General features: G+C 66.1%; 17 protein-coding genes and 4 tRNA genes. 6 read left to right on the top strand and 15 right to left on the bottom strand.

All coding sequences use genetic code 11. The features are described 5' to 3' along the window. Positions 1-67: 67 nt before the first annotated feature. From NP3_RS22975 to NP3_RS22920, 12 genes are all read right to left on the bottom strand, one after another. Positions 68-241 carry a hypothetical protein gene (locus tag NP3_RS22975; RefSeq protein ID WP_157124470.1) on the bottom strand — a complete coding sequence of 58 codons (174 nt, stop codon included), beginning with the start codon at positions 239-241 and terminating at the stop codon, positions 68-70. A 110-nt stretch (positions 242-351) separates the two neighbouring features. After that, complete coding sequence (locus NP3_RS22970) at positions 352-1395, bottom strand: NUDIX hydrolase (RefSeq protein ID WP_063043695.1); 1044 nt, start codon at positions 1393-1395, stop codon at positions 352-354. Positions 1396-1423: 28 nt separating this feature from the next. Continuing rightward, the gene (locus NP3_RS22965) at positions 1424-2548 is read right to left on the bottom strand and encodes a glycosyltransferase family 4 protein (protein ID WP_063043660.1); all 1125 of its coding nucleotides are present in this window, start codon (positions 2546-2548) and stop codon (positions 1424-1426) included. After that, a complete protein-coding gene (locus NP3_RS22960) occupies positions 2545-3543 on the bottom strand; it encodes a phosphatidylinositol mannoside acyltransferase (RefSeq protein WP_084508828.1) in 999 nt (332 codons plus the stop codon). Before NP3_RS22960 ends, NP3_RS22965 begins: the two co-directional genes overlap by 4 nt. 73 nt (positions 3544-3616) lie before the next feature. Continuing rightward, complete coding sequence (gene pgsA / locus NP3_RS22955; RefSeq protein ID WP_063043659.1) at positions 3617-4300, bottom strand: phosphatidylinositol phosphate synthase; 684 nt, start codon at positions 4298-4300, stop codon at positions 3617-3619. 1 nt (position 4301) lies between these two features. Continuing rightward, positions 4302-4901 (bottom strand): ATP adenylyltransferase, encoded by a 600-nt coding sequence (locus NP3_RS22950; protein ID WP_063043658.1) that lies wholly within the window; start codon positions 4899-4901, stop codon positions 4302-4304. A 69-nt stretch (positions 4902-4970) separates the two neighbouring features. Beyond that, positions 4971-7022, bottom strand: coding sequence for a threonine--tRNA ligase (gene thrS, locus NP3_RS22945; RefSeq protein WP_063043693.1), 2052 nt, complete (start codon positions 7020-7022; stop codon positions 4971-4973). 440 nt (positions 7023-7462) lie between these two features. Next, on the bottom strand, positions 7463-8137 hold the full coding sequence (locus tag NP3_RS22940; protein WP_063824867.1) for a (2Fe-2S)-binding protein: 675 nt from the start codon (positions 8135-8137) through the stop codon (positions 7463-7465). After that, positions 8134-8559, bottom strand: a complete 426-nt coding sequence (locus NP3_RS22935; protein ID WP_157124469.1) for a TIGR02611 family protein — start codon at positions 8557-8559, stop codon at positions 8134-8136. The genes NP3_RS22940 and NP3_RS22935 overlap by 4 nt, the downstream gene beginning before the upstream one ends. A gap of 70 nt (positions 8560-8629) precedes the next feature. Beyond that, a complete protein-coding gene (locus NP3_RS22930; protein WP_063043655.1) occupies positions 8630-10885 on the bottom strand; it encodes a solute carrier family 23 protein in 2256 nt (751 codons plus the stop codon). A gap of 280 nt (positions 10886-11165) precedes the next feature. After that, positions 11166-13430: a SulP family inorganic anion transporter gene (locus NP3_RS22925; protein ID WP_084508826.1), complete on the bottom strand. Its 2265-nt coding sequence runs from the start codon at positions 13428-13430 to the stop codon at positions 11166-11168. A 357-nt stretch (positions 13431-13787) separates the two neighbouring features. Continuing rightward, positions 13788-13859: transfer RNA gene (locus NP3_RS22920), tRNA-Val, on the bottom strand. A 518-nt stretch (positions 13860-14377) separates the two neighbouring features. On the opposite strand from NP3_RS22920, the gene NP3_RS22915 reads away from it, so the two are divergent. The 4 genes from NP3_RS22915 to NP3_RS22900 all read left to right on the top strand — a co-directional run bounded on the left by NP3_RS22915 (position 14378) and on the right by NP3_RS22900 (position 15271). Next, positions 14378-14450, top strand: a tRNA-Gly gene (locus tag NP3_RS22915). A 44-nt stretch (positions 14451-14494) separates the two neighbouring features. After that, positions 14495-14565 (top strand) — tRNA-Cys (locus NP3_RS22910). A 1-nt stretch (position 14566) separates the two neighbouring features. After that, positions 14567-14641: transfer RNA gene (locus NP3_RS22905), tRNA-Val, on the top strand. 69 nt (positions 14642-14710) lie between these two features. After that, a complete protein-coding gene (locus NP3_RS22900) occupies positions 14711-15271 on the top strand; it encodes an SUKH-4 family immunity protein (RefSeq protein ID WP_063043654.1) in 561 nt (186 codons plus the stop codon). Positions 15272-15286: 15 nt separating this feature from the next. Here the strand turns inward: NP3_RS22900 and NP3_RS22895 are convergent, their stop codons facing one another. After that, a complete protein-coding gene (locus NP3_RS22895) occupies positions 15287-16294 on the bottom strand; it encodes an MASE1 domain-containing protein (protein WP_063824866.1) in 1008 nt (335 codons plus the stop codon). Positions 16295-16483: 189 nt separating this feature from the next. Here NP3_RS22895 and NP3_RS22890 point away from each other — a divergent pair, with 189 nt between their 5' ends. Beyond that, entirely contained in the window at positions 16484-17734 is a 1251-nt protein-coding gene (locus NP3_RS22890) for a sigma factor-like helix-turn-helix DNA-binding protein (RefSeq protein WP_245721072.1), read from the top strand. On the opposite strand, the gene NP3_RS22885 is transcribed toward NP3_RS22890, so the two are convergent. Beyond that, on the bottom strand, positions 17706-18689 hold the full coding sequence (locus NP3_RS22885; RefSeq protein WP_245721071.1) for a hypothetical protein: 984 nt from the start codon (positions 18687-18689) through the stop codon (positions 17706-17708). The two genes, NP3_RS22890 and NP3_RS22885, sit on opposite strands and share 29 nt — an antisense overlap. A gap of 400 nt (positions 18690-19089) precedes the next feature. Here NP3_RS22885 and NP3_RS22880 point away from each other — a divergent pair, with 400 nt between their 5' ends. Then, positions 19090-20280: a hypothetical protein gene (locus NP3_RS22880; protein ID WP_063043653.1), complete on the top strand. Its 1191-nt coding sequence runs from the start codon at positions 19090-19092 to the stop codon at positions 20278-20280. Between the two features lie 5 nt (positions 20281-20285). On the opposite strand, the gene NP3_RS22875 is transcribed toward NP3_RS22880, so the two are convergent. Further along, on the bottom strand, positions 20286-21236 hold the full coding sequence (locus NP3_RS22875; RefSeq protein WP_063043652.1) for a LysR family transcriptional regulator: 951 nt from the start codon (positions 21234-21236) through the stop codon (positions 20286-20288). Positions 21237-21698 lie beyond the last annotated feature (462 nt).

The raw sequence follows: 21698 nt of genomic DNA, 5'->3' as shown, positions 1-21698 counted from the left end.
GGTCCTGACACGGATCCGTCGGGGCCGACGCAAGTCTTGCCCCGCCCCGACGAACACCCGATAGGACCTACAGCGGGCCGACCACCAGTAACTGAGCCCAATACCCCGCGGCATCGGAACCCAACAACGGCAATAGGAAATCGAACAACAGGTAGGACATGTACTGCTTACCTTCCACACGCCAACGGACCATCTCACTGCAGTGGAAGTACCACCAGAACTCCCGGTAGCGCTCCCCCACCAGCACTACCCAGGCGGCACGAATCCAGTCGCGACGCTATCACGATCGTGAAACACATCACAGCCGAAAGATCCAGGCGCGCACGCTGTTCGCGCTCAGGGCAGCCCCGATCACCGGATAGACCGCACCTCGGGATCGGAATCACCCGACGCGGCTTTGGCAGCTTCGGGAAGCAGTTGGTCCAGGTGGTAGGGGTAAACGGTCTCGCCGGTGTGGTCCAGGCTGACGATATCCGACCCGGTGCACCACTTGTTGCCGGTGATGCTGCGTCGCTCGACCGCGGTGAGATTGCCCGGCTCGGGGTCGAAGGCCGCGACACGCAGGGCGAAGAACAGCTCCTCGGCCCGGATGAGTTCACCGTCGAACGGGAATACCGCGACCCGCCGCCAGATGGGACCGCGCAGCGCGGTCGGATCCGCGGTGTGCCCCGTCTCCTCCCAGAGCTCGCGCACCGCCGCACTGCGCAGGGTCTCCCCGGGTTCCACACCGCCACCGATGGTGAACCAGAAGGAGACGTCGGGGGTCTTGGGGTCGTTGCCGCGCATGAGCAGCACGCGGTCCTGCTCGTCGAGTAGCACCACGCGCGCCGAGGTGCGGACCGTATCGACAGCCAGGCCGGTCGACGCGGCCGGGGTGGCGCGTTCGCTGATCTCGAAATATGTCGGTAGCGGCGCGGTACCGCCCAGGTGCAGGATGCGGACCGGGCGACGAGTGCGCAGAGCGAGGGTGTCGCGCACCGCGTCGTTGTGGAAGCGACGCGCGATCAGCACTCGAGCCTCGGCATCGGCGAGTTCGGCGACCTGCTGTGGGCGCAACTTGGCGATATCGATCGCGGAAAGCGCTGCGGAGAGCTGATTTTCGATGGTTTCACGGTCGGCGCGGCCCGCCCGCTCGGCCCGATCGGCGAGTGTGGTGAGCTGTTTGGCCTGCTCGCCCAGCGCGGCATCGGCAGTCGGGCCCGCGATGGCCACGGCAACCGATCTGGCCACCACCGCCCGTCGTGCCAACGCACCGTCGAGGGCCTGCCAGGACTGATCCGACCGCACGTGCAACCGGTCGAGCCGGTTCGCCGTCGAGGCCGCCCACAGACCGATCGCGACGACCACCGCGGCGATGAGCGCGAGTACGAGAACCGTCGTGGCGGAGAACGTAATCATCCAGCAGCCCTCACCGTGCTATCGATCATCCAGCGGCCCGCACGCGCGTATCCCCCACCGTGACGGTTTCGTAGACGCGCAGGATCTGTTCGGCGACCACCGGCCAGTCGTATTCGCCGACCACCTGATCGGCGGTGTGGATCAGGGCTTCGCGGCGCACATCGTCGGTGAGCAGGGTGTCCAGCGCCGCGGCGAGTCGAACCGAATCACCCACCGGGACGAGCATTCCCGCCGTGCCATCGCGCAATACCCGACGGAAGGCGTCCAATTCGCTTGCCACCACGGCGGTTCCGGCCGCCATCGCCTCGATCAGGATGATGCCGAAGCTCTCCCCACCGAGATTCGGCGCGACGTACACGTCCGCGCTGCGCATCGCCGAGGCCTTCTCCTCGTCCGACACCTGACCGAGGAAACGCAGATGCCGGGCGAGCGGCCCGGCCTCGCGGCGCAGCCGCTCCTCGTCACCGCGCCCGACGATGAGGATCTCGACATCGGGATGTCTGCGCACCAATTCGGGCAGCGCGCCGAGCAGGACTTCCATCCCCTTGCGCGGTTCGTCGTAGCGACCGAGGAACAGCACCGTTCGGCCCGCGCGCGGATATCCGGGCAGCATCGGGGCTCGCGCAAAGGCGGGCACGGCGACGCCGTTGGGAATCTCGACCGCGTCCGAACCGAGCGCCTCCACCTGCCAGCGCCGGGCCAGCTCGGAGACCGCGATCCGGCCGCTGATCTTCTCGTGATAGGGCCGCAGCACACCCTGAAAGGTGCTCAGCACCAACGATTTCGTGGTCGAGGTGTGGAAGGTGGCCACGATCGGCCCCTCGGCGATCTTCAGCGCGAGCATGGACAGGCTCGGCGCATTCGGTTCGTGGATGTGCAGCACATCGAAATCGTTGCCGTCGATCCAGCGCCGAATCCTGGTGTAGGCCATGGGACCGAAGGACAACCGGGCGACCGAACCGTTGTACGGAATCGCCACCGCGCGACCGGCCGAAACCACGAAATCCGGCAGCGGCGTGTCCTCCGATGCGGGCGCGAGCACGCTCACCTTGTGGCCGCGTTCGATGAATACCCGCGCCAACTCCACGACATGGGCCTGCACACCACCGGGGACATCGAACGAATAGGGGCAGACCATGCCGATTTTCATGGTGTCTTCTCCCCTTTGGCGCTGTCCAACCCGGCCTGCGCCGCGGCGATCCTGGCTCGCCGCTCCGCCGAAAGGTCCTGCTCCCATTGTGGCTGCAACATATGCCAATCGGCGGGATGCTCGGCGATATTGGCCGCGAACCGGTCGGCCAGCGCCTGGGTGACCGCCGCGACACCGTCCGAAACATCCAGCGGCGCTTCTGTCTTCATCCCCCAGCCCTCGCGTCCATCGGCAGCTACGGTGAACCAGACGTGCACCGGAATAAGCGCCGCACCGGTCTCGATGGCCAGCTTCGCCGCCCCCGCGGGCAGCCAGGTGCGCTCGCCGTACATGGTCACCGGGACACCTTTACCGGTCAGATCCCGCTCGCCCATCAGGCATACGACGTTGTTCGCGCGCAGGCGGGCGGCCAGCGCGGTGAACGGCGGCTGCTCACCACCGGTCAGCGGGAATACCTCGAAACCCAGGCTCTCCCGGTAGGCGACGAACCGCTCGAACAGCGATTCCGGCTTCAACCGTTCGGCGACGGTCGCCAACGTGCCGCTGTGGCCGACCAACCAGACTCCGGCCGCATCCCAGTTCCCGGAGTGCGGCAGCGCAAGCACCACACCGCGTCCCCGCGCCAGGGCGGCGTCCAGATTCTCCACGCCCTCCACGAGCGATCCGGTCAGTGCCGAGTGATCCATCGTCGGCAGTCGGAAGGCTTCGCGCCAGTAGCGGGCGTAGGAACGCATGCTCGCGCGGATCAGTTCGTCGGGGACCTCGGCCGGAGTCACACCGAGCACGCGAGCGAGATTGCGCCGCAACTGATTCGGTTCGCCACCGGCACGGAAGGCGCGATTCGCCTTGTCCGCGACCCGATTACCGCCCCAATCGAAGGCCCGCCGCGCCGTCGATTCGGGCAGCGCACGCACAACCCGCCAACCCGCCGCATAGGCCCAATCCGTCAGTCCGGACTTGATCCGTGAGCCGACGGCTTCGGACTGGGAACTCACGACTGCGCCTCGCTGGCGCTCGGCTCCGTCGTGCGTTCCGCACGCTGGCACATGGTTCCCTCGCTTCGCTCGGTCACGAGGGCAACTCCGTCGCGTCCGCGGGATTCTGCGGCGGCGCGGGCGGAATCACGTCCCGCGCTCCCGGCGAATTCCGGACCGCCAGCACCCGCTGGAACACCGTGATAATGCTCAACACCGCCAGAACCCACATCGCTACGTGCACGGCCCAGGTCAGCCATTCGATCCCCCAATACCCGCCGATACCGGTCAATCCGGCGCCGACCAACACAATGATCAGCCGATCCGGCCGCTCGATGAGTCCACCGTCCGCCGACAGGCCACTGGCCTCGGCGCGCGCCTTCGCGTACGAAATCACCTGGGAGGTGATCAGAACCACCAGGGTCGCGAAGAACAGCGGCCTACTGTTCTCGTGATACACCGCCCACCAGGCCAACCCGGCGAAAATGGCGCCGTCGGCGACGCGGTCGCACGTGGCATCGAGCACCGCACCATATTTCGTGCCGCCGCCGCGCGCTCTCGCCATGGCGCCGTCGAGCATGTCGAACATGACGAACAGCCAGATCACCATGGTTCCCCAGAACAGATGTCCGCTGGGGAACAAGGTGACCGCGGCCGCGATCGAGGCGACGGTGCCGATCACCGTCACCGCGTCGGGGGTGAGTCCGGTACTGACGAGCGCTCTGCCCAGCGGCGCAGTCGCTTTGGAGAACGTCTCGCGGCCGAAGAAGCTGAGCACCCTACTCGACTTCCTTCCACGCCGCCGAAAGCAGCGCCCGAGTTTCCCGCAGCAACTGCGGCATGACCTTCACACCACCGACGATGGTGATGAAGTTGGCGTCCCCGCCCCAACGCGGCACGATGTGCTGATGCAGGTGGTCGGCAAGTGAACCACCTGCCACCCCGCCGAGATTCAGACCGACATTGAAGCCGTGCGGCCGCGAGACCCGCTTCATCACTCGAATCGCCTGCTGGGTGAACGACATCAGTTCGGCGCTCTCCTCGAGCGTCAGATCCTCGAGGTTGGCCACCTTGCGGTAGGGCACCACCATCATGTGCCCCGGGTTGTACGGATACAGATTCAGTACCGCGTAGACGTGCTCGCCACGGGCGATGACCAGACCGTCCTCATCCGACATCTTGGGAATATCGGTAAACGGATGGCCCGTGGTGTCTTTCGGATCGGCGGTGGCGGCCTCGGCGATATAGGACATCCGGTACGGAGTCCACAGCCGCTGCAACCGATCCGGCTCACCGGCACCGGTATCCACGATGCTCCCCTGTTCGTCCGAGTCCGCGTTCAAATCCACGAGCCCGTCCGGCACCGTGCGCTCAGTCATGCTCTGTCCGATCTGGTATGTGCGGGGCCCTCCGTGGTACGCCCGCTGCCTCCTCCGGGCCCTGACTGCTCATTCCGGGCCCTTCACCACAAAACCCTCGGCGGTCGGCGAGGCGTTCTCCCGGTTCGCGATCCATTCCACGATCGTGGCCACCGCGGCGGCGACCTGCACGCCGTTGACCTGGGTGCCGTCGCGGAAGCGGAAGCTGACCGCGCCCGCGTTCACATCACGCTCACCGGCGAGCAGCATGAACGGGATCTTCTGCGCGGTGTTGTTGAAGATCTTCTTCTGCATCCGGTCGTCGCTGCGATCGACCTGCGCGCGGATACCCGCTTCCTGCAGCTGCTCGATGACCGAATCCAGATGCGGCACAAAGGTTTCCGCGACCGGGATGCCGACGACCTGGACCGGCGAGAGCCAGGCGGGGAAGGCGCCTGCGTAATGTTCGGTGAGCACACCGAAGAAGCGTTCGATGGAACCGAACAGTGCGCGGTGGATCATTACCGGCCGCTGCTTGGTGCCGTCGGAGGCGGTGTATTCCAGGTTGAAGCGCTCGGGCAGGTTGAAGTCGAGCTGGATGGTCGACATCTGCCAGGTGCGCCCGAGCGCATCCTTGGCCTGTACGGAGATCTTCGGTCCGTAGAAGGCGGCACCGCCCGGATCCGGGACCAGCTCCAGTCCGGAGTCGGTGGCCACCTTGCGCAGAGTCTCGGTGGCCTCCTCCCACATCTCCTCGGAGCCGACGAACTTCTTCGGATCCTTGGTGGACAGCTCGAGGTAGAAGTCGTCGAGGCCGTAGTCGGCGAGCAGCCCGAGCACGAATTGCAGCGTGCTGGTCAGCTCGGCGTGCATCTGCTCCTTGGTGCAGTAGATGTGCGCATCGTCCTGGGTCATGCCGCGCACCCTGGTCAGGCCGTGCACGACACCGGACTTCTCGTAGCGGTAGACCGAGCCGAACTCGAACATCCGCAGCGGCAGCTCCCGATAGGACCGGCCGCGCGAGCGGAAGATCAGGTTGTGCATCGGGCAGTTCATCGGCTTGACGTAGTAGTCCTGGCCGGGCTTGCGGACGGTGCCGTCTTCATTGAGTTCGGCGTCCAGGTGCATGGCCGGGAACATGCCGTCCTTGTACCAGTCCAGGTGACCGGAGACCTCGAACAGATGTCCCTTGGTGATGTGCGGCGTATTGACGAATTCGTAGCCCGCGGCGACGTGGCGGCGGCGCGAGTACTCCTCGAGTTCCTTGCGGATGATGCCGCCCTTGGGATGGAAGACCGGCAGGCCGGAGCCGAGTTCGTCCGGGAAGCTGAACAGGTCCAGCTCCAGACCGAGTTTGCGGTGGTCGCGGCGCTCGGCCTCCTCGAGCAGGTGCAGATGCTCGTCCAGGGACTCCTGCGATTCCCAGGCGGTGCCGTAGATGCGCTGCAGATCCTCGCGGTTCTGGTCGCCGCGCCAGTAGGCGGCGGAGCTGCGGGTCAGCTTGAAGGCGGGGATGAATTTGGTGGTCGGGATGTGCGGACCGCGGCACAGATCGCCCCACACCCTGTCGCCGGTGCGCGGATCCAGGTTGTCGTAGATGGTCAGCTCTTTGCCGCCGACCTCCATGACCTCCGGATCGTCGATACCGGACTTGTCGCTGATCAGCTCGAGCTTGAACGGCTCCTTCGCCAGTTCGACACGCGCGTCGTCGACCTCGACCACTCGGCGCGAAAACCGCTGCGCGCCTTTGACGATCTTCTTCATCCGGGATTCCAGCTTGGCCAGATCCTCGGGGGTGAACGGCCGGTCCACCTGGAAGTCGTAGTAGAAGCCGTCCTTGATGGGCGGGCCGATGCCGAGCTTGGCCTCGGGGAACTCCTGCTGCACGGCCTGGGCCAGCACATGCGCTGCCGAATGCCGGATCACGCTGCGGCCGTCCTCGGTATTGGCGGCGACCGGCTCGACCTCGGCATCGGTGTCGGGGGTCCAGGACAGATCCTTGAGCCCCTCCGCATCGCGTACCACGACGATGGTGTCCGGCCCCTTCGTCGGCAGCCCCGCCTCGCGCACCGCGGCACCCGCCGTCGTCCCGGCCGGCACCCGAACGAGGGCGACAGGGCTGATAGGTGCTGAGGTGGTCACGGCGAGAGACTCCTTGGCGTTCGCTGGCGGGCGTGTTCCCGCGCTGGTGCGGGCGGTTGCCCACGGGTCATCGTCGGAGGCGAATTCCTCCGGCGCGACCATGCTATCGGCACCCTGGCGGCCCCGCGTCGATGGACTCGGATCGCCGCGTCGCGGGTCGACCGGCGCCGTTGCGCGAGACCAGAACGTGACATCAGGCAATCGGTTCCGTCATGCGACTGCCGCCGGTTCGATGCGGTGCGCCCGTCGGCGCCGCGGACCCGCCTCGTCCGGACCGACGCCGGGTTCGACGGATTGCGCCGAGTGCGCTCTGCTCGGCCGATCCGGCGATTTCTGCCAGGTTCGCGCGAACAGTCTCGCTCCCATGCCGGGAAAGTGCGCGCGCCGCCGATCCCGGATGTTCGGGTACCTTGCGTGGACGCTGAATACCTTGCGGGCGATCAGCTTTCGGCGGCGAGCCGAGCCAGGAGTGCCTTGCGTTCAGCGGCGGGCCGCTTCGGGCAGCTGGTGCACATTTCGCAGCCGGGCACTTCGAAGACCAGGCAGCACGAGATCCGGCGGACAAAGGTCCGCCCGCCGACATCCACGAACCGCGGTACCGGCAGCTTCCCACCGACCTCGCCCGCGAGCCGCGTCCCGGCCTCGGGATTCCCCGCGTCGAGGGCCCGGTTCCCGATGGCATCAGCGGCAATCGCCCAGAGTGCGGGCACTCCCGCACCGGAGACCCCCGCTACGGGGCCGATCACGGCCGCCAAGGTCTCCCGCAACGCCTGCGCGCAGGCATGGCCGAGCGCGGCGTCGGAATCGTGCGGTGCACCGCTGTCATCGTCGAGGCCATGCCCTACGCCCACACCTGCGACGGGGTGGATATGGACTCGTTCGATGCCGCCGTCCGGGCGGACCTCACAGTCGAGGTGGTCCAGGAACGGCACCGGCGCCGGTTTCTCGTTCGCGTAGGCGCATGCGAGTTGTTCGACCAGTGCCGATGCGACCATGCACCACCAGAGCGTGCCGGAAACGCGCGGTTCGGCGGTGCCCCAGGAGCGGCCCATTTCCGCGATGCGGGCCGACAGCCAGTCCGGTTCGGTCAGGGTGCGGCCGGGGACCGTGTTCACCGTTCCAGGGGACTGTGCAACCACTGCCATTCGACTCCGATCCAGCCGCCGACCAACCCGAATGTTCCCAATACCCATAGTGTCGCGAGGACCAGCGCGAAGGTCGCCACCGCCGCGAACACCCGCATGGCCGGGCCCCGTGCGGCGTACCACGCCATACCCTGCCGGTACTTGTCACGCAGCCAGCCGAGCGCCCGGCGCGCCCAGGCGAATTCGGTGGCGAGAATGCCAAGTCCGGCGAATACGATCGCCCAGCCGGGGCCGGGATAGGGAATCGCCAGGATTCCGACGACCAGCACCGCGATGCCGACCACCGCGACCCCGATCCGGTAGGCGAGGTTCAGCGTAGGCCGCGCGGCCAGCCGGGCGCGGAAGGCGCGCCATCCGGTGCGCGTGGGTTCGGATTCCAACTCGACACTCATCTCCATCAGCCTACGAGCGACATGCGTGGACCCGCCCGAGCGAGGTCGGGCGGGTCCAGCTGTCATCGGCTCAGACGAGTTCCGGCGTGACCCGCGCGCCGGTGTCGTCGATATGGGCGAGGCCATTCACGGTCACCTCGATGACGCGCGCGCTGGCGATATCGAAGAACAGACCCGACACCGTCACGCCACGCTCGGCCACCGCCGCACGCACGGCGGGATGCCGGTGCAGCGTTTCCAACTGCACGGCCACATTGACCATGCTCAACTGGTCGACCTCACCGAAGCCGACGGCCGCGGCCGCCTGCGCCACCGGGTGCCCGAGCCGGAACTGCTCCATGCTCGGGTGCGCATGCGCGAGCCACGGCCCGATCCCCGGTCCGTCATCGGTGCCGGAATGCAGCGCCTTCATGGCACCGCACGACGAATGCCCGCACACCACGATGGACCGGATATTCAGCTCGTTGAGCGCGAAGACCAGTGCGGCCTCCACCGACGCGTCGCCGCTGTCCGGCACCAGATTGCCCACATTGCGCACCGTGAACATGTCACCGGGACCGCTGCTGGTGATGATGTTCGGAACAACTCGGGAGTCCGCGCAGGTCAGGAAGAAGGTATCGGGATCCTGGCGGTCACGCAGTTCGTCCAGATGCGGACGTACGACATGGGCGTGGCTGCGATGGTAGGCGGCGACACCCGAGGTCACTCGGTCGGTATTCGCGTCGTCGCCGCGCCACGGGCCGAGGATCTCGTCGAGCACCGCGCGCCCGAATCCGCGGGCGGGCGGACCGGCGGTCGCGTGCGCCATCCGCGCACTGCCGATTTCCACGAAATCGACGGCACCGCCGGTGCTTTCCTGCTGCCGCACCCAGTCCTCGATGGCTTCGAAGGCGGCATGGTCGAGGAAGTCGACCGTCATCTCGACGGTGACGTCCACGCCTGCGGGCACTTTCGCGAACTCCGCGGACAGCTTCGGCAGCGCGAGAAAAGTGCAGGAACCATCGATGGTGAGCAGCCAGCGCCGCGAATCGGGAATCCGCTCGGCCGCCACGGCGACTCGAACGACACGCCAAAGCAGCAGCCCGAAAGCCAGTGCCAGACCGATGATTACGCCTTCCAGCAGATTCAGGAAGACCACGCCGAAGATGGTGACAGCATAGATGAGCAGATCGCCGGTGCGCCTGGCCATCTTGATGTGGGCCAGCTTCACCAGCTGGATACCGATGACGATCAGCAGACCAGCGAGCACGGACTTCGGAATCTGCTGCACCACCCCGGCCAGGACGACCGAGAACAGTAGTATCCAGCAGCCGTGCAGCACGGCCGAGGCACGGCTGCGCGCACCCGCCTGCACGTTGGTGGCACTGCGCACGATCACGCCGGTGACCGGCAGGCCGCCTAGTAGACCCGAGAGCACATTTGCCGAGCCCTGACCGATCAGCTCGCGATCGAAATTGGTGCGCTTACCGGTGTGCATCTTGTCCACGGCTACCGCCGATAACAGACTCTCGACGCTGGCGATGAGCGCGACGGTCAGAATCATCAGCGCCACCGCCGACCAGTTACCACTGGGGATCCGCGGTAGGCCGATTGCGTCGAACAGCGAGCCGTTCAACACGATTCGCTCGGCCTCGAAGGGCAGCACCAGCGACAGCACCGTGCAGACCAAGACCGCCACCAGCGGTCCGGGCACCGCCCGCACCTTCGCGGGCATCCGGCGCCAGCCGAGCATGATCGCGATAACCACCGCGCCGATGATCGCGTCATCACCGTCCAGCGACAACAACTGCGAGGGCAACTGGGCGATGTTGTTCCAGGCAGAACTGTGCGAGGACCCACCGAGCAGCACGTGAACCTGTTGCAGCGCAATGGTTATGCCGATGCCCGCGAGCATCGCGTGCACCACCACCGGCGCGACGGCCAACGCGGCCCGCGCAATCCGGCTGAGCCCGAATAGGATTTGCAGCACACCTGCCGCAACGACAATGAAAGTCGTTGTGCGCCAACCAAATTGGTTGATGGATTCGGCGACGACGACGGTCAGACCCGCGGCAGGGCCGCTGACCTGCAGTACCGAACCACCCAGCGTGCCAGCGACGATCCCGCCGATGACAGCGGCGATGAGTCCGGCGGCGACGGGCGCGCCGGAGGCGACCGCGATGCCGAGGGACAGCGGCAACGCGACCAGGAAGACCACGATAGAGGACGGCAGATCGTGGCGCAGGATCGATGTCAATCGATCGGACAGAGGTTCGGAACTGCGATGGCCCTCGCCCTGTTCGGCGGGCGGTAACGGTGGTGCGGCTACAGCGCTATCAATAGCCATTGACTTCTCCTTCGCCGACTCGGCGCGAACGCCGAGGTCGGTTGACGATCAAAATGTCCAGCAGGGCACAGACCGCGAACCGGCATCTCGCGGTGAAGCAGTTCCCGACACAGCGATGGGTCGAGACGTAAATCGCATCAAGGCTATTAGTAAAGACTTAGCAAAGCCTGAGAAGTTGCCTCGAAGTGCTCGAATCCATACCTCCGAATCGGTGTGAAACGTGACACATTCGTGCCGAGTTCGCCTGTCGGGCCGCATCATTCGGCCCGGCACTCGGCGGCTAGACGGGCTCGGCAGCCACGCCGCGCACATCGGCCAACTCTTCGAACGCTTCGACCGTCAGCTCGTCGTCGAACTCGGCAATGCCGTCCATGGTCACCTCGATGACCCGGGCCGTCGCGAGATCGAAGAACAGTCCGGACACCGCCACTCCCCGTTCCTCCACCCCGCGCCGGACCACGGGATGGGCGTGCAACCGCTCCAGTTGCAGTGCCACATTCACCATGCCCAGCTGATCGACCGGGCCGAATCCGGCGAATGCCGCGGCATCGGCGACCGGATGTCCGAGCCGGAACCGGTCCAGGCTGGGCCGTGCGTACGCGAGCCAGTCGCCCAGGCCAGGCCCTGTGCGAACCTCTCGGTGCAGTGCGTCCATCGCCCCGCAACCGGAGTGCCCGCAGACCACAACCGCGCGTACGTCCAGCTTCTCCAGCGCGTAGACCAACGCGGCCTCCACCGAGACGTCGCTGCCACCGGACGGGACCAGATTGCCCACGTTGCGGACGGTGAACAGATCCCCCGGCCCGCTATTGGTGATGACATTCGGCACGATACGGGCATCAGCGCAGGTCAGAAAGAAAGTGTCGGCGTCGGGCCGGTTGCGCAATCCGTGCAGATGGGGACGCATCAGATGGGCGTGGCCGCGATGATAGGCGGCGATACCCGCCGCGATCCGATCCTCCCGGTTACCCGTGCGCCGCCACGGCCCGATGACCTCATCGATGACCTGACGCGAGCGCCCACGTTCCGGCGGGCCCGCCACCGCGGTCGCCATCCGCGCACTGCCGATTTCGACGAAATCGACTGTGCCACCCGCGGCCTCACGCAGACCGGCCCAGTCGGCGATCAGCTCATAGGAGGCGTGGTCGAGGAAGTCGACCGTCATCTCGATGGTCACGTCCACCTCGGCGGGGACCTTCGCCAGTTCCGCGGTCAGCTTGGGCAGCGCAAGGAAGGTGCAGGTGCCATCGATGGTGATCAGCCAGCGGCGGGTATCGGCCACCGGTTCGGCATGGATGCTCACCCGCACCACCCGCCACAGCAGCAGGGCGAAGGCGAGTACGAGTCCGATCACCATGCCTTGCAACAGGTTCAGGAACACCACGCCCAGTACCGTGGCCACGTAGACGAACAGATCGCCGTTGCGGCGAGCCAACCGGATATGGGCCAGCTTCACCAGTTGAACGCCGACGAGGATGAGCAGCCCCGCGAGTGCCGCCTTCGGAATCTGCTGCACCAAGCCGGCCAGCGCGACCGCGAACAGCAGGATCCACACACCGTGCAGCACTGTCGCGGCCCTGGTCCGCGCCCCAGCGTGGGCATTGGTAATACTGCGGACGATCACGGCCGCGATCGGCAGACCACCGAGCAGACCCGACACCACATTGGCCGAGCCCTGCCCGATCAGCTCACGATCGAAATTGGTTCGATGGTCAGGGCGCGTCTTGTCCACGGCGACCGCCGAGAGCAGGCTTTCTATGCTGGCGATCAGCGCGATCGTCACCATGGCCGTCGCGACGGCGAACCAACTGCCGGACGGTATCGCGGGCAAACCGATCGAATCGAGTAGCGAACCATTCAGCACGACGCGCTCGACCTGGGTCGGCAGTACCAGCGACAGGATCGTGGCGACCACCACGGCAACGAGCGGCCCCGGCACGACGCGGATCATGGGCGGGACGAATTTCCACCCGATCAGGATGATGATCACCACCAGGCCGACGAATAAATCGCCGCGGTGCACCGACATCAACTGATGCGGCAGCTGGGTGAGGCTGGCGTACGACGAACTCAGCGAGTTGCCGCCGAGCAGAATATGGACCTGTTGCAGCGCGATGATGACGCCGATACCGGCGAGCATTGCATGGACCACCACCGGTGCGATGGCGAGCGCGCCGCGCGCAACGCGACTGAGCCCGAACAGAATCTGCAATAGGCCCGCACCTATGGTGATGAAACAGGTAGCGGCCCAACCGAACTGGTGCACGCTCTCGGCAACGACAACGGTGAGACTGGCCGTCGGCCCGCTGACCTGCACGGCCGAGCCACCTAGTAGCCCGGCGACGACACCGCCGACGACGGCGGCGATGAGTCCAGCGGCAACCGGTGCGCCCGAGGCGACCGCGATGCCTAGTGAAAGTGGTAGTGCGACAAGGAAAACCACAACCGAAGCGGGTAGGTCGTGGCGGCCGACGGCGGCGAGACTCGCTGGAAGACTTGCGCGAAGCGGCGACGTCCGTGGTACGGGATCGGTGTCGGTGGACATTATTCTCCTTCGCCGAAACGGCGTGGAGCCGATCGGTTCATCGGTCGAACATGTACTGGCATCGAAAGCGAGCGGCGGGCGAAGCTTTCTGAGAACGCTGGGTGCTACATCTGCTCTGCATGGAGCAGCTTCGTGAAGCAGTGACCCATGACGCGAAGGTCAGCCGCAATAGTAAAGACTTCGCAAAGCACATGGAAAGGCTTATGTTGCAAATGGGACTAACTGCTATCAAAATGTGACCCAAGTCACAGCATGACAGGAGGTATCCCGGGTCGGGATCGATCGGAGATGCGGCGGACACTGTGCCGATACGAAAGAAGGCCGGGCACTCGCTGTGCACCGACCTCGTTCAGTGGGTGGTCCCAGCTGGTTTCGAACCAGCGACCTTCCGCGTGTGAGGCGGACGCTCTCCCGCTGAGCTATGGGACCGAACTTGGTGTTCGAGCGGCGGCAGAGCAGCCGTTCGAACGAGATGGAACCTTAGCACGCACTACCGGCGTCCCACCAAATCGCCACCCCGACACGGGCGATCAGCCGTCGAGATTCGCGGCTGGCATTGCCGCGGGGTCGTGAATTGCAGAGTGGCGCAGTGAGTCCCGGAGTAGCCGTTCACGTGCACAGCCGCGGGACCACCCATCAGGGCTCGCGGGCTTTGCCATCCGAGCGCGCGAGGTTCGGCTTCGATCCCGCCCGGCGGCATGGTTGGCCAGGGCCGACCCCGATACCGCTTGCCGACGCCCCTGCCCTACGGCGGGTTCGGATGTGGCGCAAGCGAAAGGCACGGCTCGGGCACGCTCACCCCAGGATTCGCCCTACCCCACGTCGCGAACAACACCCGTGTAATTCAACTTCAGGCTCTTCTACCAGCGGATTTGTAGGTTGCGCCGAACGTCGGCTAATGTTCTGTCTCGCACCACGGAGGGCCGCAAGCCCCCAGAGATGCAAATGCGGATGTAGCGCAGCTGGTAGCGCATCACCTTGCCAAGGTGAGGGTCGCGGGTTCGAATCCCGTCATCCGCTCGAGGAGTAGGGCCAGGCAATAGTAAAGCCTTCCCCCTTCGCACGGTGGAGTGGCCGAGTGGTGAGGCAACGGCCTGCAAAGCCGTGCACACGGGTTCGATTCCCGTCTCCACCTCGCGCGATTAGCTCAGCGGGAGAGCGCTTCCCTGACACGGAAGAGGTCACTGGTTCAATCCCAGTATCGCGCACCACCGTTTTACCAGGTCAGCCCCGGTTTTTACCGGGGCTTTCTTGTTTTTCGCGGGGAGAATTGGCGGAGGATGACAGGGAACAACGACCAGAGCCGTGTCGGCAAGGTCACCGCGGAGGAGATCCGTCGGGTCTGGGGTGATCATCTTCAACCGGTGCCACCCGAACTGGTCAGCCCACGGCTGTCGGTGCCGACCCGTGAATTCCTCTCGACCGTGGGCCTGCCTGCGGTCGAGACAGTCGACTCGGCGGGCCTCATTCCCGTCCGGAACCTGCGGCTTTCGTTCCGGCAGGAAGACTGCGAATACATCGTCGTGGCAGAGGATATCGATCCTGGATGCGGCGTAGCTGTGGAGGTCGCCACCGATCAGGTGTTCTTTATCTGTGCGGAGGATCCGTCCGACCGTCGGTTGGTCAATTCCGACATCGCCCTGTTTGTGTTGCTCCAGGGGCTTTTTCAAACCACCGTGCGGGAGCTGGCTGGGGCGGACCGTGATATCGGCGAACGTCTCCTGGCCGACCGATGGCACCAGTCGACGATCCGCGACCCTATGGCGATGAAGGACGACCGCAACTACTGGGTTGGGATGTGGGACAACCTCGCCGACGATTTCGCGTGTGGCACTCCATAGCGGGTGGGAATGGCCTCAGCTCGAGGCGGTGCCGGGCGTGGGGGGTTGGGTTTGGAGGCGGGGGGCGGTGTCGATGACGCCTTCCAAAGGGCGGCCCTGGCTGATGGTGAGGACGGTTTGGGCCAGTTGGGTGCAGGTGTCGTCTACCGCTCGGCGGGCGCGGTCGCGTTGAGCGGTGATGGTGGCGTGGATGAGGGCGGTCAGTGCGACCGAGCCGTTGAATGCTTGCAGGGTGATCATTTTGGCGGTCAGGTCGAGGCCGCTGAAGGCCGGGAAGTCGCGGGTCACGGCGACGATGGCGACGGTCGAGGCGATCAGGGCACACGGCAGGGCGCCAGCCAGGTGGAAGCGCATCGCGGCCCAGGTCACGAACGGGAAGACCAGGAAGAGCAGGTTCGCCGACACCACGGTGGCCGATACCGCGACGACGAATGTGCCCATCGCGAGCATCGCGGCCTCGATTACCCGTAATGGACTGCGGACCTTGGGTATGCGAATACCTTTGCCGATAAGGATGAGCGGTGCGATCAGCAGCACGCCCACGGCGTCGCCGGTCCACCACACCAACCAGGCGCCCCAGAAACCGTGTGCGGAAACCACACCGGCCACGAGCAGAGTGACAGTACCGACCGTCGCGCTGATCAGCATTGCGGCGAGGGCGCCGAGGAAGACGAGTTCGAGTACGTCACGTACTCCGACGAAATCGCTGCGGAACCCGACCCTTCGGAGCAGCAGGTACGCGACCACCGGAGCGACCGTGTTGCCGAGAGCGATCATGAGGACGGCAGGAAGCGTCGGCCCGAGCAAGGCATTCACCGCCAACGCGCCGAGCGTGATGCCCGGCCAGGCACGCAGGCCGAATAAGAACAGACATGCGAGGGCGACCCCGGTCGGCGGCCACAGCGGCGTGACCTGATTGCCGACCAAGGCAAAACGCAACCCGACCTCGGCGGCCGCAAAATACGCGACCGCCGCGACAATGATCCACAGCGCCAACTCGGCGTTGCTGCGGAAACGACCCACGACGTGAGCATAGAACCGTTTCCCACGACGATCAGGAAATATCGAGGACAGCGCGGACTAACACCGAGCGGGCAGAGACGGATGCGGCCGATCGGTTGGGCGATCGGCGGGATGGGCCGGGTTGTCGGTGGTCGGCGTTAGGCTACGGCGCACATATCGAGTGGAGCCGAGTCGTGGTCAGGGGTGCAGGTGACGGCAAGTGAGGCCGATGGGCGGGATCGGGCTACCGACTATGCCGATCCCGAGGTGCTGGACGATATCGCCGGGGATGTGTCGTTCGATCTCGAGGAGATCAACGAGCTATTGGGCGAATTGATCGAGATGCGGGGGGATCGCAAGCGGCGCGATGCCGACATCGTGGGATTTCGGCTCGGGGTGAGCGGGGATGCGCCGGAGACGTTGGCGCGGATCGGTGCTCGATTCGATCTGTCGCGGGATCGGGTTCGACAGTTGCATACCCGGGCAGTAGCGCAGATTCTGCGGGAAGCGCAGTTGAGTGGACATCGGGCAGCCGAGGTGTTCGGGACGCGGTACCCGGTGGGGGCACGAGATCAGCAGTTGGTGCGGGCGCTGTTGGTAGAGACCTATGCGACGGATACCGATCTGGCCGCCAATGAGCTGGCTTATCTGAAGCTGCGCCTGGCGGGGCATGCGGGCGAGGATGCCAAGCGGGTCGCCGGATATGTCATGCAGCGGATCATGGGGTGGCAGAAGAAGACGAACCGGCGGTTGGCGAAACTGCACGAGCCGCTGGCGACGAGTGAGCTGAATTCATGGCTGGGACAGGTCGATTGGCCCGCCTCCGCGCCAGGACCCGCTCCCCTGCCGATCGCCTCGGCGCGCACCGTCGACGGCGACGACGAAGGACGCGGGCGGTTCTATCTCGGTAAGGTCGGACGCGATATCGGGTTCGATTCCGGCTTGGAGGCTCGGCTGCTTCGGACGGTGAACGCGAGCGATCTGGTCGAGACATTCCAGGAGCAACCGAGTGCGGTCACCTTCGAAATAGACGGCACGGAACGAAGCTACTACCCCACCATCGCCGCACGGCTGGCCGATGGCCGCGTCGTCCTGATCGATGTCGAACCGCTGGGACATGTCGGCTTCCACATCAATCGGATCAAGTCGGCGGCGGGTCGCACACATGCGCATGCCAACGGCTGGGGCTGGCTGGTGTGGACGGGCAGCAAGATCGGGATCCCAGATCTATTGCGGCGCAAAGTAGCTGCTGAGGCCGAGAGTCGACTGCGGGAGTCGGTCGAACGCGGGCCGGTGTACTGGTCCGCGGTGCGGCAGTTGCGTGCGGAGGTCGAGCTGGATCTGCTCGACCTGATCGCGCTGGTGCTGCGCAACGAATGGCGTTGGGACCGCGCGCCGTTCCGGCTGACCGGCAACCATCCGGCCGACCACCTCAGCGCACGAACATCGCTCCCGCGATGAATGTCACGATAAGCATCATCGCGCAATAGGTGATCAGCTGCCAGTGTCCGATCGCCTTCTGCAGACTCACGATGGTGGCACGCAGGCTGGCGTCGACGCGGTGGTGGTTGTCGAGCTTGCGCTTGACCTCGGCCAGCGAGTCCGCGCGATCCTGTGCGGACTCCTCGGCGCGTTCCAGCCGGGTGGTGAGCTTCAGGATCTGTTTCTGCTTGTCCCGCACGGACTTTCGAGACAGGGCCAGCGTGGTGCGTTGGTTGACCAACTCCTGGCGCTGCCGAGCGATGACGCTGGCCTGCGTCCTCGTGTGGTGTTCCCAGTCGGTCACGGTGGCCCATCCTCCTGTCATCACATCGCGGTGGCCCCATACGATTTCGCCCCGCACCCAGCCGTACAGGAAATCGCGCAGTTCATAGGGTTCACGGCGCGGCAGGACGACCGCGCTGTTCGAAGTGTCCAACATGCCCTCTTCGGCCCGGTAATCGCAGGCGGGCGGGGCGAAGTCGGCGATGCCGAGCGCGGGCAGATGCCCGACCCAATAGCCCGGCGGGCACAGCCACAACACCCCGTCACATCCGGAGGTGCGCAGCCGCGTCGTGTGGTGCTGGGCCGACTCCCGATCCAGCGGGCCGGTACGGACCTCGATGGCATACTGCCGATCACCGCTGCGCCAGAACACGTCCACCGGGACGTCACCCACCCGGCGGTCCACCTCGGCCACCTCCGCACCGTAGGACGCGAGCCGACCGCACAGCCAATACTTCAGCCGCTGGATATCCCATTGCGCGGCGGCACATTCCGGACATGTGCAGCCGTATCCCCCTGCCCCCACCGCTCCGCCGACGGGTGCGCGACCATCCGGCACCCGGGTGTCCGCGACGCGACCGTCCGACAACCCCAATTCGGCGAGCATCGCCCGACGCCCGCACGCCCGCTCAACGCGCTGCTTCGTTCTCACGCGACCTCACCCCTGCCCAAAACCACCGCAGGTCAGGTACGACCTACGCCATAGATCAAGAGTGCGTCAGCTTTGGCCCGCCCGCCAGCCCCCTATACCCCGCGCTCGGGTGCGCCACAACCCGCGAACACGCTCCGACCAGCCGATGTGCGCTGTCTCACAAGCGATTTCATTGCGACACGCGAGAGCATTGCCATAGTTATTCCGGTGATTGATAGTTGCGGCCATTCCCTGGACACGGCCGATGCAGCCGAACGAGCGACCGAGAGCCGCCGTGTAACCGGACGAAAGGTGCACGGCGCGGCCACGGCCGGTCCTCGAACCGCGTCGGTACCGATCGACAGATAGAATCGGCCGGCCACGAGCGGAGTTTCGGGCGATACGGGGAAGAAGGTATGGGATGGACCACGACGAGCGGAGTGGCGAATCGATCGGCGCACTCTTGTCGAGTCTCGCGACGACCCTGCGCGAGGTGAGCAATAAACTCGACGCGGTCGCCGCCCACGTGGATGACGACCGTAACCTGGCCGGTCGCCTGGCCAAGTTGGAGGCGTGGGCTTTCCGTACCGGGGAGGATGTTTCGAAGATCGGGTCACGGTTGGAGCAGGTCGTCACCGTCGAGCCCAGTGACGAACCGGCCGAACCCGCGCTGCGGGTCCGCCCGGAGCCCGTACCCGCGACCAGGGAACGGCGCGAACCGATTCCGTCACGTCGCGACCGTCTCGATGCCGTAAACGGGCGAGCCGACACCACAAGCGCGCACACCGAGACCGGCCGCAACGACCTCCCCGACATCACCACCGTACTCAGCCAAACGCCGACCGGACGCAACAACCGCCCCGACACCACCGGAACCAGCGAGCGCCTCGAGCCCAAGACCGGCCGCAACGAGCTCATCACGCCGACGACCGGAGCCAACGGGCGCCTAGCGACCCCGACCGGACCTCTGGACGCCACGACCGGGCGCAACGAGCGGCTGAAAGCGCCCGAAGACATCGCGCCCCGCCCCGCACGGACCGAATTCACCGCGCCGATTACCCGCACCGAACACCTCGAACCCTTCGGCCCCGCAACGCCCAACGACTCTCCGTCCCTCCCCTCACGGACACCGCAGCCCGTGCCACCCGCGGTCCCCCCGACCTATCGCAGCGAGCCGCTCTCCGCACCCACCTCGCGCCCCGAATGGCTCGACTCGGCCATACCGGCCGGCACGGAACCTTCCGCGCCGACCTACACCAACTCCCAACCCACGACCACCGGCGACCGGCTCGACTTCGGCTCGGTCGGCTCGAGCAACGGCCGCTTGGAGCCGCTCACCTCCCCGCCCCGCAATGGCTACGAATCCCCAACGCCGACAACCCGTCCCGACACCGGTATGACCGCACCACGCACCGAGGACAACGGCGCACTGTCCCCTGGCGCGCACCGCGCGGGGACCGGTGAGGACACCTCGCACGTCGACAAGTTGCAGGCCATGCTCGACGAACTCAAGCGCAACCCGCACGGCCCCTTCGGTCGCCCGGACCCGTCCTCCGTGCCGAACGAACTACCCGGCGTGGATCCGAACTTCGCGATCCGCACCGAGGGCTGAGCTGGTCACCGGCCGGACGAGTCCAGCCCGGTGAGGGTGCCGCGGATCAATTCGCGTAGCCATCGGTGGGCGTTGTCGGCGGTATTGCGGGGGTGCCACGCGATGGCGATGGCGATTTCGGGGAGGGGCAGGGGGATTTCGAAGGCGCACAAGCCGAGTGCGGTGCGCGTTGTCGCGGTGAGGGCGGCGGGGACGGCGCAGATCAGATCGCCCGAGCGGACCGCCAGCAGGGCGCTGGTGAGGTCGGGGACAGTGGCCACGACGCGGCGAGTGCGGCCGTGCAGGGCCAAGCGGTCATCGATGGGGCCGCGGGCGCGACCCCGGCGGGAGATGCCGAGGTGGGCGGCAGCGGCGAACCGCGCCACGGTCACACGATCGGTGATCAGCGGATGTTGCGGTGCGGCAACGCCGATCACGCGGTCGCGCAGGACGCGTTGCACGGTGGTCTCGGGATCGGTGTGCTCGATGACGCCGACCTCGATATCGACGCGACCGTCACGCAGCGCGGCGGTGCCCTCGTCGCGATCCGGGAGTAGGTGCAGTGTCACGCCGGGCGCCTGTGCGCGGACGGCGGCCAGCAGCGGCGTCGTCAATTCCCCGAGGACCATATCGCCCGCCTGCACGGCGAAGTCGCGCTTCAGCGTGGTCGGGTCGAGTGCGCCGCGCGGGGTGAGCAGCGTCCGCCCCCGATCCACCAGAACGCTTACCTCGTAACGCAATTCGAGCGCGCGCGGCGTCGGCACCAGATTGCGGCCCGCGCGCACCAGCAGCGGATCGCCGAGCACGTGACGCAGCCGGGCCAGCGTTCGGCTCATCGCGGGCGCCGAAGTGTGTAGCCGCTCGGCGGCCTGGGTGACGCTGTTGGTCTCCAGCAGCGCATCCAGAGCAACCAGCAGATTCATGTCGAGGGCGTCCACTCCTGGATTATCCAGAACGGAAAGGCTGGTAACCAACATTGCATTGGTGATAATCCGCGGCGGCGACCTCTACGGCGCTGCCCGGCCCGATTGCCGACTCCGGCCGGGATGACGGCACGCCCATGCGACGCCGGTCACACTGTGAACTTCTTCGACTCGAAACCCACAGTCGCACTGGGTAAATCGAGGTGCCTCGCAGAGGGAAGCGGACTTTGTTCCTATCCCGCATCCCCGGCGGCTGCCCATCCCCGGGGCCATTGGCCAGCGAGAGCCGGATCCCCCGCCAGTGATCGTCGACGTCGATCGAACCTGTATGTGCTCCATACGCGACGCCAGGTCCGACCTACCACACGTGAGCGCCGAGGAGAACGCCCGCAATCCCCAGGCGCACTCCGGGCAATCGACCCTACGGCGTGCGCTGTTCGGCGGAGACCTGAGGCGCCAATTCCGGCGCCGATGTCACTACCGGCCCTTTCGACCGTTCCGCGAGCCCACGATACG

Source organism: Nocardia pseudovaccinii NBRC 100343 (assembly GCF_001613225.1).
In the GTDB taxonomy this organism is placed as follows: domain Bacteria; phylum Actinomycetota; class Actinomycetes; order Mycobacteriales; family Mycobacteriaceae; genus Nocardia; species Nocardia pseudovaccinii.
Note: the sequence above shows the minus strand (reverse complement) of the source record. Positions and strands in the feature narration are given on the sequence as shown.

Excerpts from the sequence above, each read along its gene's own strand:
- NP3_RS22965 (WP_063043660.1), bottom strand. The coding sequence starts at position 2,548 with ATGAAAATCGGCATGGTCTGCCCCTATTCGTTCGATGTCCCCGGTGGT.
- NP3_RS22950 (WP_063043658.1), bottom strand. The coding sequence starts at position 4,901 with ATGACTGAGCGCACGGTGCCGGACGGGCTCGTGGATTTGAACGCGGAC.
- NP3_RS22935 (WP_157124469.1), bottom strand. The coding sequence starts at position 8,559 with ATGAGTGTCGAGTTGGAATCCGAACCCACGCGCACCGGATGGCGCGCC.
- NP3_RS22930 (WP_063043655.1), bottom strand. The coding sequence starts at position 10,885 with ATGGCTATTGATAGCGCTGTAGCCGCACCACCGTTACCGCCCGCCGAA.
- NP3_RS22925 (WP_084508826.1), bottom strand. The coding sequence starts at position 13,430 with ATGTCCACCGACACCGATCCCGTACCACGGACGTCGCCGCTTCGCGCA.
- NP3_RS22900 (WP_063043654.1), top strand. The coding sequence starts at position 14,711 with ATGACAGGGAACAACGACCAGAGCCGTGTCGGCAAGGTCACCGCGGAG.
- NP3_RS22880 (WP_063043653.1), top strand. The coding sequence starts at position 19,090 with ATGGACCACGACGAGCGGAGTGGCGAATCGATCGGCGCACTCTTGTCG.
- NP3_RS22875 (WP_063043652.1), bottom strand. The coding sequence starts at position 21,236 with ATGTTGGTTACCAGCCTTTCCGTTCTGGATAATCCAGGAGTGGACGCC.